Here is a 19,289-nt window from a genome sequence, read left to right on the forward strand (position 1 = left end):
ATAATATAAAACATAAAAGGTGGTATGTGTTATGAAAATAAAAGTTAGAGTTTCCTTAGCTACAGTGTTATTATTAACATTAGTTTTAGGGTTAAATGGTGTTTATGCTCAAGACTCGGAAGAGATAACGAGCTATAGTATTAATGTTAAATACAATGAAGAAGATAAAATACTAGATGCCACAGAAGAAGTAAAGTTTACAAATAATTATGAAGATAGTTTAGAAAACTTGATATTACACTTATACCCAGATTCATATGGTTCTTATGAAACTATGCCAGAAATGCTTGGGGGTGCTCCCGATGGAGAAATAACTGAAGAAAAAAAGGGAGACATAGACATAAAAAAGGTATTGATAGAAGGCCAAGAGGTGAAATTTACAGAAGATAATCAAATATTGGATATAAAATTATCTAAACCTTTAAAGCCAAAGGAGTCTATAGAATTTACTATTGATTTTTCTGTTAAGATTCCAAAGGGGATGGATAGATTAGGATATTATAAAGATGGGGTATCAATAACAAATTGGCACCCAATAATGTCTATATACAATTCAGAAACTGACCTATGGGATACTAATCCATTTCATCCAATTGGGGAGTCTAACTATAGTGATATAGCAAATTATAATGTTACATTAGAAGTGCCAAAGGATATGGAGGTAGCAGCAACAGGTGTAACTCAGTCAGAAGAAACTAAAGGTGATACTAAAGTAATTGATATTAAAGCAGAAAATGTAAGAGACTTTGTGTTTATGATGAATAAAAATTATAAAGTTATAAGTAAAGAAGTAGATGGTATAAAAATAAATTGTTTTTATATCCCCCATGAAACAGCAGAGAATAAAGAAAAAGATGCCCAAATAATGTTAGATACTGTATCTGATTCTGTTGAATTTTTCAATGAAACTATAGGTAAATATCCCTATAAAGAATTAGATATAGCCGAGACTTATTTAGCAGGAGGAGCTATGGAATATCCTCAGCTTCTGCAAATGGGAGGTTATGGGAACTTCTCTGAAAACTACAAAGAAAGTGAAATGTTCCCCTTTGTATTATCAGCTGCAGTACATGAGGCAGTTCATCAATGGTGGTATGTTTCTGTAGGTAGTAATGAATTTGAAGAGTCAGTAATGGATGAGTCCCTTACTGTGTTTACAACAGCATATTATTTTGAAAAAGAATATGGAAAGTATCATGGTAATGGGGTATTAATGGATGTTATAAATAATCTTAAATACATGCAACCTCAAAGGACTCCTTTCTCAGCAGGGGTAGATGAGTTTGTAGATTATTATGATTATGTGGATACTATTTATAGAAGAGGTCCCGCTTTATTTGAAGATTTAAGAAAAAAAGTTGGAGAAGAAAAGTTTCTAGAGATATTAAGCACATACTATGATAAGTATTTATTTAAAAATGGTTCTATTGAAGGTTTCTTAGGTGTAATAGAAGAAGTGGCAGGGAAAGAAGTAATGAATGAATTTAAAAATGATATAAATTCAGATAATTATACCTTAGATGACTATAATTTAAGTGAAGAAGAGCAAAAGAAAATCAGATCTACAGAACAGAAAATGAGACTTGCAAGGACGGAAAGCATATATGGAACTACTTTTTCAAGTATTAAACTAAGGGCATTAAGAGAAGAAAAAATTATTATAGTTAAGCCTTCTGTTATGGAAGAACTAGAAGCAACTGCTGTCAATGACGTAATCAAAAGCATAAAGAAAAATTTACCAGAAGATAATGACAAAATTATAGAAGTAAAAAGTGCTAATGAGATAACCGAAGAAGAAATTAACGGTAACAATATAATTTATTTTGGGAGCATTGAAAAGAATAGATTTTTGAAGGATGAAAAATCCCTAGTAAAAGTAAAAGAAAATCAATTATTATTAGAAAATATTGTTATAAATGATGAAAATCCAACAGGAACATATATAATAAAACACCCTAAAAATAAGAACAAGTTATTAATAAATGTATTTTGGAATAAAATTAATTGGGATTATCAAATAGGAGCTTTATTTACTTCTAATAATTTCCTATGGAATCAAGTTTATGATTATAGAATTATAACTGAGGATCATAATGAGATTTTAGGAAGACACTGATGTATTTTAGTAAATAAGCTAAATAATAAATAAGAAAGTAAATAGATTCATTGTAAAAGATTAAAAAACCCTCTAATATTGGCTAAAATATTAAAGGGTTTTTTAATAATAAAATAAATTTTTTAAATATATGATGCTTAATAAAAAAAGGTGGGATAATATATGAAGGGAAAAGTGAGGATTTCTTTAATAATAATTTTATTATCTACAATGATTTTAGGTTTAAATGGTGTTTTTGCAAATGATGAAGGGACTATAACAGATTATAATATAAAAGTTACATATGATGAAAGTGCAAAGATTTTAAATGTTGCCGAAAAGGTAAAGTTTACTAATAATTACGATGATGCATTGACAGAGTTGGTATTACACTTATATCCTGACTCATATAACGATTATGAAACCATGACAAAGATTTCCAATGATAGCAAGAAAGGAGACCTTTTAAGAGAAGAGATAGGAGATATTAAAATAAATAAAGTACTAATAACAGGTGAAGAGATGAGTTTCACTGAGGATAATCAAATACTAGCCATTAAATTACCCAAACCCCTAAAACCCAATGAAAGCATAGAGCTTAATATTGATTTTTCAGTTAAAATACCCAATGGACGGGACCGATTAGGATATTATAAAAATGGTATATCCATAACAAATTGGTACCCTATAATGTCTATATATAACTGTGAAACTAATACATGGGATACAAATCCATTTCATCAAATAGGAGAATCAAACTATAGTAATATAGCAAACTATAATGTAACATTAGAAGTTCCAAAGGATATGAAAGTTTCATCTACAGGTATAACAAAGTCTGAAGAAATAAAGGGTGATAATAAAATCATTAATATAGAAGCGGAAAAAGTAAGAGACTTCGTATTTATGATGAATAAAGATTATAAAGTTATAAGTAAAGAAGTAGATGGTATCAATATAAACTGCTACTATGTTCTCCATGATGGAGTTAAAAATAAAGATAAAGATGCAGAAATAATGTTAGAGGTTGTAACTGATGCTGTTAGTTTTTTTAATGAAACCATAGGGAAATATCCCTATAAAGAGTTAGATATAGCAGAAACATACATAAGGGGAGGAGCTATGGAATACCCTCAATTATTGCAAATGGAGGCATACGGTAATCTACCTAAGGATTATAAAGAAAGTTCAAAACTCCCTAAAGCATTAACTTCTGCAGTACACGAAGTGGCTCACCAATGGTGGTATGTGGCAGTTGGAAATAACGAGTTTGAAGAGTCCTTTATGGATGAATCTATTACTGTATTTACAACTGCATATTATTTTGAAAAAAATTATGGTAAATATCATGGTGATGGAGTTATAATGGGAATTATAGACGGACTAGAATATTATCCTGCTCAAAAAACCCCTTTCTCTGGAAGTGTAGATGAATTTAAGAATTATATGGATTATGTTTTTACTATATATATGAAAGGGCCTTCTCTATTTGAAAAATTAAGGCTAGATGTAGGAGACGAGCAATTACAGGAGATATTTAAACAATACTATGATAAATATTTATTTAAAAATAGTTCTATAAAAGAGTTCTTAAAAATAATAGAAAAGGTGTCGGGAAAAGAAGCAATGTTAGCATTTGAGAATAGAATAAATTCAGTTGAGTATACACCAATAAAATATAAGTCTAATGAAGAAGTGAAAAAGAAAATGGAGCTAGCGAAAGAAAAAATTAGAATTTCAAATATTGAAAACCAACAGGGAAAAGTATTTGAAAGTATTAAACTAAAGGCATTAAAGGGAGAAAAAATTATCATAGTAAAGCCTTCTATCATGGAAAAACTAGAAAAGGAAGCCGTTGATTATGCTATAGATGGAGTAAAAGATTCTTTGACACAATATGAAACTGCTACTGTAGAAGTTAAAAATAGTAGTGAGGTAACTAAAGGGGAATTAGATAATAATAACATAATATTTTTTGATAATATTCTAAATAATAAGTTTCTAAATTTAGAAGACAATAAACCGTTAATTGAAATTAATGATGGTAATATAGTTATAAAAAGTGTAACTATAAAAAAGGACAATCCAATGGGAATTTACATAACTAGACATCCGAAAGCTTTAAATAAATTACTAATAAATGTATTTTGGGAGAAGATAGAAAGCAAATATCAACTTGATGATTTACTATACTTTCCCAATTATTTCATACATCAGCAGTATAATTATAAGATTGAAAATAGGGGTGGCAATAAAACTTTAGGTATAGAGCAATAAAATTAGATTTTAATCTAAAAAAGAATTTTGCCATAGGCAAAATTCTTTTTTAGATATACTTCTTACAAAAACTTTTTCTATGATATTTACTTATACCATATTCTATGATAGCATCTCTATGCTCTTTAGTGCCATACCCCTTATGTTTTTCAAAGTTATAGTCTGGATACTCTTTATGACAAATATCGATTACATATTTGTCCCTAGATGTTTTAGCTAAAATTGATGCGGCAGCTATACAAGCGCTTTGAGTATCTCCTTTTTTTAATGTTTTATGATTAGGTATAGGAATATTATTATAACAACCATCAATAAGTACCAGATCTGGATTAAGGCCACTACTCTCCTTCATGTTTTCCAGTGCCTTTTGAAAAGCTAAAAAATTAGCCTTTTGAATACCAATAGCATCTATAGTTTCATTACTTACACTACCAATACCCCATCCAAGGGCTATTTCCTTTATCATATCTGCAAGCTTATATCGTTTTTTTTCTGCTATTTTTTTACTATCATTAAGGTCTAAACCTTCTATATCACATATATTTTTAGGAAGAACAACACAGGCAGAATAAATGGGACCAGCCATACAACCTCTACCTGCTTCGTCTATTCCACATAATATATCTACATTGAGTTTTCGATCAAAGTCTTCAAATCTTTTTAATCTTTCTTCCCTAGTTTCTCTTTTTTTAGTCATATTAAAACCACCTTTATGTTTTTCTATCTTCTTTCTTCTTTGTAAATTCTACTTTAATAAAAATAGGGTCTAGGCATTCCTAGACCGATTTTAACGTCCTAAGTTCCTAGCCTTTAGAAACTTTATTTCCATATTAAAGTTTTAGGTTACTCCCACGGACAGGGTATGCCCTGTCCCTACATGATTATTTTCTATTATATCATAATGATTTTCGATATAATAAAAAAAATTCAAAAATATAGTTGCAAAGTTAAATACTAAGTGTTATACTTATATAAGAGCAATTCCGAAAAAATAAATCTTTACTTATAAATTTAAGAAATTATTTACACAGTTTGTATTAACATATAGCAACAATAATTTCCAAGATTTTATAGTTAAAGTGCATTTGTAGGAATTAAAAATAAAATTTTGGAGGTATTTAACATGACTAATGGTACAGTAAAATGGTTTAATGCAGAAAAAGGATTTGGATTCATCACTACAGAAGAAGGAACTGACGTATTCGTTCATTTCTCTCAAATAAACAAAGAAGGATTCAAGTCTTTAGAAGAAGGCGAAAAAGTTACATTTGAAATTACAGAAGGACAAAAAGGTCCTCAAGCTTCAGACGTAACACCTGTTTAAGAATTAAATTAAACTAGATTAAAAACCCAAAGGAATTTATTCCTTTGGGTTTTATTTTTATCTAAGAACCTGATCAAACTCACCAGATTTGTGCAACTCCATTAAGTCATCACATCCACCAATAAACTTATCACCAGCAAATATTTGAGGAACAGTAGAAGAGCCTGTTTTTGATTCTAATTCTTTTAATTTTCCCCTATCGGTTGTGATATCAATCTCATCAAATTCAATACCTTCATTATCTAAAAGATTTTTCGCTTTGATACAAAATGGACATGTATTAAATGTATATACGGTTACTTTTTTATCCATAATAAACCTCCTATTATATTTAATATTATTTAAGTTACTTTCAGTATATAATATTATTACCCTAAAAAATATGAAATAATAATAATTAAAGAATAAAGAATAGAGAATGAAGAATAGATAAGGTTATTTTACTCTTTAGGGTCGTAAAATTCAATTATGTAGGGACAGGGCATGACCTGTCCGCCGCCTTGAAAGAGGGGGCAATGAACTGAAAATAAAAATATAGATTCAAACTATTTCCTTTAATAAATAAAACATAAACTGTATAATTAAATTAAACAATAAAAAATTAAGGATGATAATATGAAGGATTTTTTACCTATAAATGAAAATGATATGAAAAAAAGAGGTTGGGATCAACTGGACTTTATAGTAATAACAGGGGATGCATATGTTGACCATCCCTCCTTTGGTGCTGCTATAATCAGTAGAGTTTTAGAAAATAGGGGATATAAAGTTGGTATTATAGCCCAACCGTCATGGAAGAGTGATAAAGATTTTAAAAAATTAGGAAAACCTAAGATGGGATTTCTAATAACCGGTGGAAATATAGACTCTATGGTAAATCACTACACCGTTGCTAAGAAAAAAAGAAGGGATGATCTATACTCTCCAGGGGGGAAAAGTGGATACAGACCTGATAGGGCAACTATAGTTTATAGTAATAGGGCAAAGGAAGCATACAATGATGTACCAATAATATTAGGGGGAATAGAGGCCAGCTTACGTAGACTTGCCCATTATGATTATTGGGATGATGATATAAGAAGGTCTATACTACTTGATTCTAAGGCTGATTTAATAGTATATGGTATGGGGGAAAAACAAATAGTAGAGATAGCAGAGGCCTTAGATGCAGGAATACCTATTGAAGAAATAACTTATATTAATGGAACAATATATAAAACAAAGGATATAAATAGACCCTATAAACCTATTATGCTACCATCATATGAAGAAATAACAGACTCAAAGAAAAAATATGCAGAAAGTTTTATGGTTCAGTATAAAAATATGGACTTGGTATACGGAAAACCATTGGTTGAAAGTTATGATGACAATTACTATGTGGTACAAAACCCACCTCAACCACCTATTAAGCAAATAGACTTAGATGATGTATATAAACTTCCATATATGAGAACATATCACCCTACATACGAAAAGGATGGTGGAATACCAGCTATAAAGGAAGTAAAATTTAGTCTTATAAGTAACAGAGGGTGTTTTGGAAGTTGTAATTTCTGTGCCCTTGCATTTCATCAAGGGAGGGTAGTTCAATCCAGAAGTCATGGTTCCATTGTAGAAGAGGCTGAAAAAATAATAGATGATAAAGACTTTAAAGGATATATTCATGATGTGGGAGGTCCTACTGCTAATTTTAGACATAGAGCTTGTGAAAAACAGGTAAAACATGGGGTATGTAAAGAAAAACAATGCTTATTTCCTAATCCATGTAGTAATCTTAAAATAGAACATCATGATTATTTAAATCTTTTGAGAAAATTAAGGGATATACCAAAGGTAAAAAAGGTTTTTATAAGGTCTGGACTTAGATATGACTATCTTATTCATGATAAGGATGACACTTTCTTTAATGAATTATGTAAACATCATATAAGTGGACAGTTAAAGGTTGCCCCAGAACATATATCCCCTAGGGTTTTAGAAAAGATGGGAAAACCTAAAAGGGAAGTATATGAACGTTTTGTGAAAAAGTATGAAAAGGTAAATAAAAGGCTGGGAATGAACCAGTTTATCGTACCATATCTAATGTCAAGCCATCCAGGATCAACACTAAATGAAGCTATAGAACTTGCTGAGTATTTAAGGGATATAGGTCACAGACCGAAGCAAGTACAGGATTTTTATCCTACACCGGCAACACTATCTACTTGTATGTATTACACAGAGCTTGACCCAAGGACAATGGAAAGGGTATATGTACCTAAATCTCCCCATGAAAAGGCAATGCAAAGAGCTTTGATACAATATACAGAACCAAGGAATTATAGTCTGGTATATGAGGCGCTAAAAAAGGCTGGTAGAGAGGATTTAATAGGATATGATAGGAAATGTTTAATAAGACCTAAAAAGGGTGATGGGAAAAATAATAATAGAAGTTACAATAAAAAGCAAAAAATTAAGAAAAATAAAAGAAAGAAAAAATAAGGGGGCTAGGGAAATGGGACAATTAAGTAAGTTACCTAATATAGGTAAAATATTAGAAGAGAAATTGAATAATGTAGGAATTAATACTAAAGATGAACTTTATAGAGAAGGAAGTAAAGAAGTTTTTTTGAGAATAAAAAATAATGTAGACAATAATGTATGCCTTAACATGCTATATGCCTTGGAAGGAGCCATACAAGGGATTAGGTGGTATGGATTATCAAATGGGGATAAAGAAAAATTAAAGGAATTTTATAACTATATAAAATAGAATTTTTTTGTTAGTATATATTACTCTTTCATTCTTTTAATGGATGTTTTCTAGTGTCAATCCTCATAGTCCAAAAGCATCACATAGGAATATATTAATTAGCCTTATATATAAGGCTAATTTTTTTATTTTGAATTATATATTTATAGAACTTAAGAACAATAGATATTAAATTTATGTTAATTTTTTGAAATTAAAAGCTCGGACAATTCGACAAAAAAATACTTTAAATACTATGATTATACAAATTTCTATGCTATAATATTAGTAACACGATGAAAAAAATAGTAATATAGACCTATTTTACAACAAAGTAAGGGAGTTTTTGGCTTAATTAAGCAAAAAAACTTTAGTAATATAAATGGTCAAAGTGGATTGTATCATTTTATTTGTAAAGGAGGGCTAGTTTATAAAGGGGACAATCGATGGTAACAGCATAAAAAGTCATAATAATCTGAAATTAGATAGTGTTTTTCAAAGAGATTTAAAGCAAATTTTAAATTATACTAATATAGAAATGGGGGATAAAAACAAATGAAATTAAAAATAAACAAAGCTAGATTGATGATGAAGCTACTAACTGCATTTCTTATTATAACTATAGTACCAGTTTCAGCATTAGGATATATTACATATAATAATGCTAAGGATACCTTAAGAAAAGAAGCAGAGGAAAAACTGAAAGTAATTTTGGATTCTACTGTAGATAAAATATCGATAAAAATGGATAAAATTAAAGATACAGGATATATAATAGGAGACATTCCTTTGCTAGCTAATTATATAACTCAGTCTCAAAATCAGAAAGAAGATGATGAGGGTTTTAATCAGGTTATAGGAACCATTAGGCAACTTAAAAATACTCTTTCAGGAATAAGCGATGGTATTTTAATTATAAATAATAATGGGGAAGTTTTAATAGATGAAACTAATGGAGTAAACTCTGAGATAAATGTATCAAATGAAAGATATTTTAAAGAAAGTATGTCAGGAAATATTTATTGGAGTAAAGTAGTTATATCAAAATCCAGTGAAGAACCTATTAGTGTTTATAGTATGCCAATAAAAAATAATAATCAGGCTATTATTGGTGTTATTGCTATAAAAGTGAATGTTAATAGTTTAACAAATCAACTGAGGAATATTGAATTAGGAAAAAGTGGTTATGGATATATGGTGGATAAATCAGGAAATATTATTTATCATCCTGATAAAAATAAAATCATGAAGGAAAATTTATTAAATTCAGGAAATGAAGGTTTGAAAAAACAGGTAACAAAAATGACAAATGGAGAAGAAGATAAAGGTTTTTATACATATGAGGGAGTATATGAGCTAAATATGTATAAACCTATCGGTAACTGGTCAGTAGCAATAAATATACCCGTTGATGAATATATGAAAGACGCAGAAAAAATTAAGAAGATTGCTTTATATATAGCCGTTGGTTCAATAATTATAGGTATATTAATTGCTACCTTTGTTTCAAGACAAATAACTAGACCTGTTAATATAATGATGGATTTAATGAAAAGAGCAGAAGATGGAGACTTAACAGTAAAGGCGGATATAAAGTCGAAGGACGAAGTTGGAGATTTAGCTACTAGTTTTAATAATATGATAAAAGGACAAAATAAAGCTATGCTGGAAGTTTTAAAAGCTGCAAAGCAAGTTGGATCTTCAGCCCAGGAGGCAAGTAGTGTTTCAGAAGAAATGGCGGCATCATCTGAAAGCCAAACTCAATCTATAAACGAGATGACTATAGGAATTAACGACATGGGTAAATCTATTACTGAAGTTACTGAAAGTATTAGCTCAATGGCTACAGATATAAATACTACTAAAAATAATACCGAGGAGCTGGGACAAGCTGCCAATGAAGTGGCAAAAAGTGCTCAAGAAACTTCAGAAACCATTACAAATGTAACTAGTTCCATTAAACAGATAGATACTTCTATTGATGTGGTAGCAGAAAATGCTAAAGAAGCAAGTAAAAAAGCTGATAATACAGTAAAGGTAGCTCAAAAAGGTAAAGCTACTGTAAATAAAACTATAAATGAAATGGATAATATAGATAATGCTATGGACAATCTAACTGTTGTTATTAAAGGATTAGGAAAAGCGGCTATCCAAATAGGTGATATTGTTGAAGTTATAGATGATATTGCAGAGCAAACCAATTTGTTAGCCTTAAATGCCTCTATAGAAGCTGCCAGAGCTGGAGAACATGGTAAAGGGTTTGCAGTTGTGGCAAGTGCCATCGGTGATCTAGCAGAAGAGTCGGGAAATGCAACTAAAGACATAACAAAACTAATAAAAAAGATACAAGAACAGGTTAATGATGCTGTTAATACAACTGATGAAGGGGCAAGTCAAGTGGCCAACGGTGTTAAGTTAGTAAAAAATACGGGATATGCTTTAGATGAGATATTTAAAGCTATAGACGATACCACTGATTTAATTAAAGAAATAGCAAGTTCCACATCGGAACAATCACAGGCAAGTAAGTCAGTTATGGAGGCTGTAGAGAAAATAAATGGTCTTTCTATGGAAGTATCTTCTGCAGTTGAAGAACAAGTAGCATCTATTGATAATGTAATAGAAGCGGTAAAGAATATTGATTACTCATCTCAAGAAATAGCAAGTGCTTCAGAGGAACAGTCGGCAAGTGTTGAGGAGTTAGTTGCAACTGCTGATAGTATAGATGAAATGTCAAATCAAGTTTCAGCAGCTAGTGAAGAGGTAGCATCGACTTCCCAAGAACTTTCTGATGCAGCAGAAAAATTAAATAAGTTAGTAGAGAAATTTAAAATATAAAATTAATATTACTTATTAAAACTTTTATACAGCTGTTATGGTCATTGGGGAGGGGGTTCCCCCAATTAACTATTCATATGTGTTGTACATATGAAGTCTTAATTTAAAAGGAGGTGTAATAGATGGAAGAAATGGATTTTGTAGTATTTGAAGTGGCAGGAGAGGAATATGCTATTGACATACTTAAAACCCACGAGATAAATAGGCTCAAAGAATTAACAATAACACCGGTACCTAAATTGCCTAGTTTTATAGATGGAATAATAAATCTAAGGGGAGATGTAGTACCTATAATAAATTTAAGAAGGAAATTTAATCTTCCATCTAAGCCCATAGATAAAAAAACAAGGCTCGTGATAGTGAAAACAAAGGGAATTAGTATAGGTTTATTAGTTGACAATATTTTAAAGGTAAGGTCCTTTAATAAAAATCAAATATTGGAACCTACGGAAGAAATTAAAGAAGATTATGATTATATAACAGGGATGGGAAAGAAAGAAGGTAGAGTATCATTTATAATAGATATAGATAAGATAGTTAGCCCTAATATGAGAGGTTAATAAGTATTGGTAAATACACAATATACCTATTAAGGGAGGATAGAAATGGATAAAATTGATTTCAATGATGCCTATAACTCCATGTTTTTAGAGGAAACTAAAGAACAAATAGATAAAATAGAACAAGAATTATTAGCTATAGAGACGGGACAAATTAATGATGAAGTAATAAATAATATATTTAGGATGGCCCATTCTATCAAGGGATCATCTGGAGCAATGGGAATCCACAGGATGTCAGAACTATCCCATAACTTAGAAAATTTATTAGACATGATAAGATCCAAGAAGATATCTATAGATAGTCAAGTGATGGATATTTGTTTTTCCAGTATTGATGTTTTAAATGAAATGCATAAATCCTTAAGTAAAGGAGAAATAGTTGATCATGATATTAATGAACTCTCTAATCAAATACAGTTTATTATGGATAAAGAGCTATCCTCTAAGTTAAATAAAACTTGTAAAATTGATAAAGAAGAAACTAATATATCAGATAAGGAGAAAGAAAAGAAAATTTTATCTAAAAACAAAAACAATAGGTTAAATATATTTAAGGTTACAATAATTTTAAGCAAAAGTGTAAAAATGAAGTCGGTAAAATCTTTTATAATTGTTAATAACTTATTAGATATGGGAGAAGTATTAAATGTAAATCCAGATAACTTTGATAAAATATCCGACGAAGATTTTGGAGAAACCCTTAGTGTTTTTCTAGCTACAGATAAAAATAAGGAAGATATAAGTATAAAGCTTAATTCAATTTCGGAAATTGAAAAAATATATATAACTAAATTGAAGGAAAAGAATAAGAAAAGAAAAATAGTATCGGAAAATATAAACAAAGAAAATAATTCTAAAGGAACAGAGACTAGAAGTACAAGTATTAGGATTGATGTAAAAAAGATAGATAAATTATTTAACTTAGTTGAAGAGTTTATTATAGATAAAGAAAATCTAAATCAATTGGGAAGAGAACTTAATAAGAAATATAAAAATGACTCAAGTATGAAGCAACTTATAAAATCATTAACACATTTGAATTTTATAGGTTCAGAATTACAGGAAACGGTAATGTCTACAAGAATGCTTCCATTAAGTCATATTTTCGATAGATTTCCCAGAATGATTAGGGACTTATCTAAAAAGCTTAACAAAAATGTTGATTTTGTCATAGAGGGAAAAGAAACAGAAATTGATAGACATATAATAGAAGAATTATTAGATCCATTAACCCATATTTTAAGGAATTCAATTGATCATGGTCTAGAGACTCCTACAGAGAGGAAACTACAAAATAAAAGGGAAAAAGGTTTATTAAAGTTAAGTGCTAAACATGAAGAGGGTGCTGTAGTTATTGAAGTTGAAGATGATGGAAAGGGAGTAGATATAGAGAAAATAAAAGGGAAAGCCTTGGAAAAAGGGTTAATTAGTAAAGAAGATATAAAAAGTCTATTAAAAACAGATATATTACAATTAATGTTTCTACCAGGGTTTTCTACAGCCAATGAAGTTAGTGATGTATCTGGACGAGGGGTAGGACTGGATGTTGTAAAATCAAATATCAGTAAGCTAAATGGGATAATTGATATTGATACAGATATAGGAAAAGGAACTAAATTTACTATAAAACTTCCATTGACATTGGCAATAGTAAAAGCTCTATTAATAAAAGAAGGTAACCATACTTTCTCTATACCAATTTATTCTATAATTGAAATGATTAGGCTTAAAGAAGATGAAATTAAAGAAAGAATATATAAAACTAAGGGTCATAAAGTTTTTAGCTGGAGAGACCAGCTGATACCTATAGTTAGATTAGGGGAGTATTTTGAAGTAACTAGTAAAATAAGTAGTAGTAAAATGTTTATAGTAGTAGTGGGACATTCTGAAAGAAAAATGGCTTTGATAATTGATAGGGTTATAGGTGAGCAAGAAATAGTTATAAAATCCATGTCTGAGTTTATAGGAGAAGAAAAACTCTTTGGAAATGTTAAGGGGATTTCTGGAGTTAGTATATTGGGAAATGGAAGTTTTGCACATATAGTTGATATAGCGGCCATTATGAATAGATAAATGTAGGATTATTAACTTTAATGATTACTGAAGGAGATGATTTTTTTGAGCATTTTAATTGTAGATGATACTATTTTTATGAGGTCTACTATAAAAAAATATTTAGAGGAAAGTGACATAGGTGTAGTAGGTGAAGCATCAAATGGAGTAGAAGCGGTGGAAAAATATAAGGAGCTAAATCCCAGTGTTGTAACAATGGATATAACCATGCCCCATATGGGAGGAGTAGAGGCTATAAAAAGAATAGTAGAATATGATTCTGATGCTAATATCATAGTATGTTCCTCGATGGGACAAGAAGATGTAGTTATGAATGCTATAAAAGCCGGAGCCAAAACATTTATAGTGAAGCCTTTTGAAAAGAGTAGATTATTGGACGAAATTAATAGGGTAATAAATGTTTAGTTAGTGAGGGAATGACTAGTTAATGGGGGCATTTGTAGCCCCCATTTTATTTTTATTCTATATTACTCTTCCACTCTTTTAAAGTATACCTTCTAGTACCATGTTTTATAGCAGGGTCATTTTCAACTAGTTCTTTAGCTTCTTCAAAGCTATTAGCTTTATATATTACAAGACCTCCGCTATGGTCTGTAAATGGTCCCTTTGCAAAGATATTACCTGCTTCGATATTTTTATTTAGATAGTCAATATGTATATCTAAATGTTCCTTATCCTTTTTTAAGTCTACCATTTCAAGTATAGCAGCATATAAAATCATTAAAACAACACCTTTCTTTATTAAATTTATTTATACTTAGTTTAGGTAATATAATAGAAAAATACAACAGTAAATTCTAACAAATATTATCTGCTACTTCCTGTTTGCAACTTTTTTCATATAAAAAAGTTAACAAAAAAAAGGAAATTGAAACAAAAAGGAGAAGTTATAATAACGGTACCAGTGAAATTGAAAGTGATTTCCATAATACACCATTGAGCAATTGGTATAAATATACTATAATGTTATTATTACCGAAATATTAAGACTATGAAAGGGGAAAAAGATTGAGAGATTATTATATATACATATATATTTTTTTAATAATCATTTCTATACTAGGTATGAATAAAGGTGAAAATTATAAAAGTATAGAGAAGATTTTGGGGATTGGTTTAATTATTTTAGGAATAATAGGTACTGTAACCTATGCAATAGGCTTAATAATGGATTTAAGCTCAAGTTTTACAGTTAGAAAATACATAATTATGAATATAGTTAGCATAATAGTATACATAATAGGTACTATAGTAGGCTCAAAAATATTAACTAAATACAATGGTGAGTATTATCCGAATAAAAAGGGTTAATATGTTTTTTAGGAATAAGACATATTAACCTTTTTGTAAGTCTAAAAAAGCAGAAAAATAATATACATTTATTATAGACTAACTGTTTAAAATAAAGTATAATGGGGATTAATATTTAAATAGATATATTATGGAAGGAAGTGAAATCGTGACAATAGCAGCTTTTTTTGATATTGATGGTACATTATATAGAAACTCCCTTATGATACAACACTTTAGAAAACTTATAAAATATGAAGTTGTAGACCCATATGTTTGGCATGAGCATGTTAAACATACATATAAAAAATGGGAAAAAAGATATGGTGACTTCGAGGATTACCTAGAGGAATTAGCAGAAATATATGTGGAGTCATTAAAAGGTATGCCTAAAGAGCATATAGAATTTATAACTAGACAGGTTATTAGACTAAAGGGAGACTCTGTGTATAAATACACTAGAGAAAGGATAAAATGGCATAAAGAACAGGGACATAAGGTGTTTTTTATATCCGGAAGTCCTGACTTTTTAGTCTCAAAGATGGCAGAGAAATATGGTGCAGATGAGTATAAGGGAACAAAATACATACTAGATGAAAATAATAGATTCACTGGAGAACTTGAGAAAATGTGGGAATCAGATAATAAGCAAAAAGCTTTAGATGAGTTATTGGATAAATATGATGTAGAACTGGATAAAAGTTATGCCTATGGAGATACAAATGGTGATTTATCGATGTTTAGAATAGTAGGTAACCCCATAGCAATAAATCCTAATAAAAACCTATTCTTTAATATTAGAAAGGAACCTGAGCTTTTAGAGAAGGTTGATATAGTTATTGAAAGGAAGGATTTGGTTTATAAAGTGGATGGAAATGTAGAGGTTCTTGATTTGGATTTCGAGTAAAAATTAATTTATATCTTTATGTTAGGCCTAGATTATTTCTAGGTCTGTTTTTATATGTAAAAAGTAACTTCTTCATCTCATGTGTAGGGACAGGGCATGCCCTGTTCCCCGCCGTATGAAGAGGGGGGAAGATTAATTGACGATTGACAATTGACAGTGGACAATTTGAGGTATAAATTAGCTGAAGCTTATTTGGAATATAATATTTTAGGAACGGAGTGACTAAAATTACATTCAATTGTCAATTCTCAACTGTCCACTGTCAATTTTATTAAGTATCACCCTTCCCTAATACTACTCTCAACACCTTTTTTCCGAGATGCAATTTCATCATCATCAAGCCTCCTATTTCTCTTATCAGACTTTAGGTCAAATGTATTTTTAATTTTAATCGGAGGACCGTCAAGGACAAATATTGTATCTGATATAAGAATAGCTTCATCTATATCATGGGTAACGAATATTACTGTCTTATTATTTTCATTCCATAGGGATAAAAATATATCCATAAGGTTTCTTTTTAACTCTATATCGAGGCCCTTAAAAGGTTCATCCATTAAAAGAATTTGGGACTCATAGGCAAAGGCTCTTGCTATTGATACTCTTTGTTTCATACCACCACTTAACTGATTGGGATAAAAATTTTTATAGCCTTTTAACTTAACTAAATCGACATATTTATCTGCTATTTTTTTAGAAGTTTTTTTATCATAATTTTTCTTAAGAACAAAGATAATGTTATCTTCTACGGTACTTGTGGGTAATAATCTAGGTTCTTGAAATATATAAGAGAAACTTTTATTATCTAGACCATAGATGTTACCACTCTCGTACTTAGTTAGCCCAGAAAGTATATTTAATAAAGTCGTTTTCCCACAACCTGAAGGACCTAGTAGACATATTATTTTGTTTTCTTCTATGGATAGGTTGAAATCATCTAAAACTTTTACATTATCATATTTTTTTGTAATATTTTTTATATTTATCATAATATACACACCCCTGCCAATCGGAGATTGGAATTTTAGATTATAAATTGTAAATTGTAAATTGCTGTAGCATCGAATTTATTTGGCGGTTACCTTTTATAATTGACAATTGACAGTTGATAATTGAAAATTAAATGTAATTTTAGTCACTTCGTTCCTAAAATATTATATCTCAAATAAGCTTCAGCTAATTTATACCTCAAATTGTCCACTGTCAATTGTCAATCGTCAATTAAACTTTATCTATTCTTTATTCTTTGTATTTCAAAGGTTTTCATTATCAAATAATTAAAACTATACTCAAATATCATACTAAAAATAATAACCACTATGGTCCAAGCAAATAACTGCTCCGATTCTAAATATACCTTAGCATCATAGAGCTTAGAACCTATGGAAAACTTAGGGCTACTTAGTACTTCTGATGCCACTGTAACCTTCCATCCTAATCCCAATGCAGTAATCATCCCTGTTGTAACATAAGGAATAATAGATGGTATATATATACCACGTAAAACATCAAGTTTTTTTACCTCGTAAAGTCTAGCCATTTCTATTAACTTATTATCAACATTATGGATTCCCTCTACTACAGATGTCCAAATGATGGGAAAACACATTAAGAAACAAATAAAAATAGGTACATTACTTGATTTAAACCATATTAGAGCTATTATTATAAATGACATAACTGGAGTTGATTTTATAGTTATTATCAATGGATTAAATAAATTATAAAAGTATTTATTAAGACCACAAATTATACCTATTAAAGTTCCTAATATACAAGATATTATAAAGCCTATTATTACTCGGGAAATAGTCATAAAGACAGTGTACCAAAAAGTTTTTACTTTAATTAATGTTAATAAAGTAGTTAAAGTTGATAAAGGAGAAGGGAGATACAATTCCCTATCTATAAGTAGAAATCCTATCTCCCATATAATAATCCAAAATATTATAGAAAATATTTTAAAAAGTTTATCTTTCATAGTAGAAGTCTTCATTAGGTATTTTACCTCCTAAGGACTTAGGGTTAAATTCGAATAATACCTTATAAAAATCCTTTAAAACCTCTTGAGATTTTTCACTATCTATAAAAACAATATTAGATTTTGGTATAGCCATTTTTGCTAATTTAGCCTTTGGTAGTATACCATGCTTCTCTATTAGTTTTCCAGCATCTTCATGATTATCATTTACCCAGTTTATAGATTTTTCATATTCGTCTAAGAACTTATTTACAGCATCTTTATTTTTTTTTGCCACATCTTTATTTACAATTATTGCACCCATTGCAAGTTTACTATTCTTGCCCTTTACCTTTTCCCATTCCTCAGTAAGATTTATAGCTATCTTAACATCTTTATTTTTCATAGTAGCAGTTGTAACATGGGGTTGGGGCAATAGTGCTATAGGGGCATCTCCAGAGGCTACTTGTGCAGCCAGTTCTGCATGCTGTGATTTAAAGTCTAGAGTAACATCCTTTTCTGGATCTATACCATTTTCCTTTAGTAAGTATCTTATAATATAATCGGGAGTAGCCCCTTTGCCACTGGCATATATGGTTTTACCCTTTAGGTCTTCCATAGTTTCTATTTCACCGGTTGTATCTAATATGTATAATACACCCAAGGTATTTATACCGGCTAATTTAACATTTCCCTTTGTCTTATTATAAAGGATAGAAGCCATATTACTGGGAACAGCAGCTATATCCACTTCACCGCTGGTTATTTTACCTATAAGTTGATCCGGTGCTCCATATACAGAAAAGTTAAGATCTAAATTAGAATCACCCTTTTTTACATCTTCCATTAATTTTGACATACCCATTCCTGTAGGGCCCTTAAGTGTAGCCACATTTAATTTTACTTCTTCATTTTTAGGTTCATTGTTTATATTTGTATCTTCTTTCTCAGTATCCTTATTGTTTGCATCTTCCTTTTTAGTATCATTATCGCTGGTATCAGTGGAATCACCACATGCCACGAATAAAGACATAGAAATTAATAATACCAATGCAAATATCATTAGCTTTGAAATTTTTTTCATGATAATACCTCCTAATTATAATTTTGACAATAATTTTCAATTAGATGATAACTCAATAATTAGGTTTTGTCAATAAGAACCCTTCTATTAAAGAAGAATGGGTAAAGAAGAAAAAAGAAATTTAAAAGCAAAGAATAAAGAATA

17 protein-coding genes are annotated in these 19,289 nt (G+C 29.8%); 11 read left to right on the forward strand and 6 right to left on the reverse strand.

Going from position 1 to position 19,289, the window contains the following annotated elements:
* The first annotated feature begins 31 nt into the window (after window positions 1-31).
* On the forward strand, window positions 32-2,116 hold the full coding sequence (locus tag V6137_RS04830) for a M1 family metallopeptidase (RefSeq protein WP_425446756.1): 2,085 nt from the start codon (window positions 32-34) through the stop codon (window positions 2,114-2,116).
* A gap of 162 nt (window positions 2,117-2,278) precedes the next feature.
* Entirely contained in the window at window positions 2,279-4,372 is a 2,094-nt protein-coding gene (locus V6137_RS04835; RefSeq protein ID WP_425446757.1) for a M1 family metallopeptidase, read from the forward strand.
* Window positions 4,373-4,421: 49 nt separating this feature from the next.
* Here V6137_RS04835 and V6137_RS04840 read toward each other — a convergent pair whose 3' ends face one another.
* Entirely contained in the window at window positions 4,422-5,069 is a 648-nt protein-coding gene (locus tag V6137_RS04840) for a ribonuclease HII (protein ID WP_425446758.1), read from the reverse strand.
* A gap of 426 nt (window positions 5,070-5,495) precedes the next feature.
* Here V6137_RS04840 and V6137_RS04845 point away from each other — a divergent pair, with 426 nt between their 5' ends.
* On the forward strand, window positions 5,496-5,696 hold the full coding sequence (locus V6137_RS04845; RefSeq protein ID WP_425446759.1) for a cold-shock protein: 201 nt from the start codon (window positions 5,496-5,498) through the stop codon (window positions 5,694-5,696).
* A gap of 57 nt (window positions 5,697-5,753) precedes the next feature.
* Here V6137_RS04845 and grxC read toward each other — a convergent pair whose 3' ends face one another.
* A complete protein-coding gene (grxC, locus tag V6137_RS04850; protein ID WP_425446760.1) occupies window positions 5,754-6,008 on the reverse strand; it encodes a glutaredoxin 3 in 255 nt (84 codons plus the stop codon).
* A gap of 303 nt (window positions 6,009-6,311) precedes the next feature.
* Here grxC and V6137_RS04855 point away from each other — a divergent pair, with 303 nt between their 5' ends.
* The 6 genes from V6137_RS04855 to V6137_RS04880 all read left to right on the forward strand — a co-directional run bounded on the left by V6137_RS04855 (window position 6,312) and on the right by V6137_RS04880 (window position 14,309).
* Complete coding sequence (locus tag V6137_RS04855) at window positions 6,312-8,180, forward strand: YgiQ family radical SAM protein (protein WP_425446761.1); 1,869 nt, start codon at window positions 6,312-6,314, stop codon at window positions 8,178-8,180.
* A gap of 13 nt (window positions 8,181-8,193) precedes the next feature.
* Window positions 8,194-8,451 carry a TfoX/Sxy family protein gene (locus tag V6137_RS04860; protein WP_425446762.1) on the forward strand — a complete coding sequence of 86 codons (258 nt, stop codon included), beginning with the start codon at window positions 8,194-8,196 and terminating at the stop codon, window positions 8,449-8,451.
* A gap of 534 nt (window positions 8,452-8,985) precedes the next feature.
* Window positions 8,986-11,268 carry a methyl-accepting chemotaxis protein gene (locus tag V6137_RS04865; protein ID WP_425446763.1) on the forward strand — a complete coding sequence of 761 codons (2,283 nt, stop codon included), beginning with the start codon at window positions 8,986-8,988 and terminating at the stop codon, window positions 11,266-11,268.
* Window positions 11,269-11,390: 122 nt separating this feature from the next.
* Entirely contained in the window at window positions 11,391-11,828 is a 438-nt protein-coding gene (locus V6137_RS04870) for a chemotaxis protein CheW (RefSeq protein WP_425446764.1), read from the forward strand.
* A gap of 45 nt (window positions 11,829-11,873) precedes the next feature.
* Window positions 11,874-13,904: a chemotaxis protein CheW gene (locus V6137_RS04875; RefSeq protein WP_425446765.1), complete on the forward strand. Its 2,031-nt coding sequence runs from the start codon at window positions 11,874-11,876 to the stop codon at window positions 13,902-13,904.
* Window positions 13,905-13,949: 45 nt separating this feature from the next.
* Window positions 13,950-14,309 carry a response regulator gene (locus tag V6137_RS04880; RefSeq protein ID WP_425446766.1) on the forward strand — a complete coding sequence of 120 codons (360 nt, stop codon included), beginning with the start codon at window positions 13,950-13,952 and terminating at the stop codon, window positions 14,307-14,309.
* 52 nt (window positions 14,310-14,361) lie between these two features.
* Here the strand turns inward: V6137_RS04880 and V6137_RS04885 are convergent, their stop codons facing one another.
* Complete coding sequence (locus V6137_RS04885; protein WP_425446767.1) at window positions 14,362-14,625, reverse strand: YciI family protein; 264 nt, start codon at window positions 14,623-14,625, stop codon at window positions 14,362-14,364.
* A 287-nt stretch (window positions 14,626-14,912) separates the two neighbouring features.
* Here V6137_RS04885 and V6137_RS04890 point away from each other — a divergent pair, with 287 nt between their 5' ends.
* Window positions 14,913-15,215, forward strand: coding sequence for a hypothetical protein (locus tag V6137_RS04890; RefSeq protein ID WP_425446768.1), 303 nt, complete (start codon window positions 14,913-14,915; stop codon window positions 15,213-15,215).
* A gap of 130 nt (window positions 15,216-15,345) precedes the next feature.
* Window positions 15,346-16,101, forward strand: a complete 756-nt coding sequence (locus V6137_RS04895; protein ID WP_425446769.1) for an HAD family hydrolase — start codon at window positions 15,346-15,348, stop codon at window positions 16,099-16,101.
* Between the two features lie 278 nt (window positions 16,102-16,379).
* Here the strand turns inward: V6137_RS04895 and V6137_RS04900 are convergent, their stop codons facing one another.
* From V6137_RS04900 to V6137_RS04910, 3 genes are all read right to left on the reverse strand, one after another.
* Window positions 16,380-17,090, reverse strand: a complete 711-nt coding sequence (locus V6137_RS04900) for an ABC transporter ATP-binding protein (protein WP_425446770.1) — start codon at window positions 17,088-17,090, stop codon at window positions 16,380-16,382.
* 239 nt (window positions 17,091-17,329) lie between these two features.
* Window positions 17,330-18,097 (reverse strand): ABC transporter permease, encoded by a 768-nt coding sequence (locus tag V6137_RS04905; RefSeq protein WP_425446771.1) that lies wholly within the window; start codon window positions 18,095-18,097, stop codon window positions 17,330-17,332.
* A complete protein-coding gene (locus V6137_RS04910) occupies window positions 18,072-19,145 on the reverse strand; it encodes an ABC transporter substrate-binding protein (RefSeq protein ID WP_425446772.1) in 1,074 nt (357 codons plus the stop codon). Before V6137_RS04910 ends, V6137_RS04905 begins: the two co-directional genes overlap by 26 nt.
* Between the last annotated feature and the right edge of the window lie 144 nt (window positions 19,146-19,289).

Origin of the sequence: Dethiothermospora halolimnae (assembly GCF_037577855.1) — a bacterium.
Taxonomy (GTDB): domain Bacteria; phylum Bacillota; class Clostridia; order Tissierellales; family VENL01; genus Dethiothermospora; species Dethiothermospora halolimnae.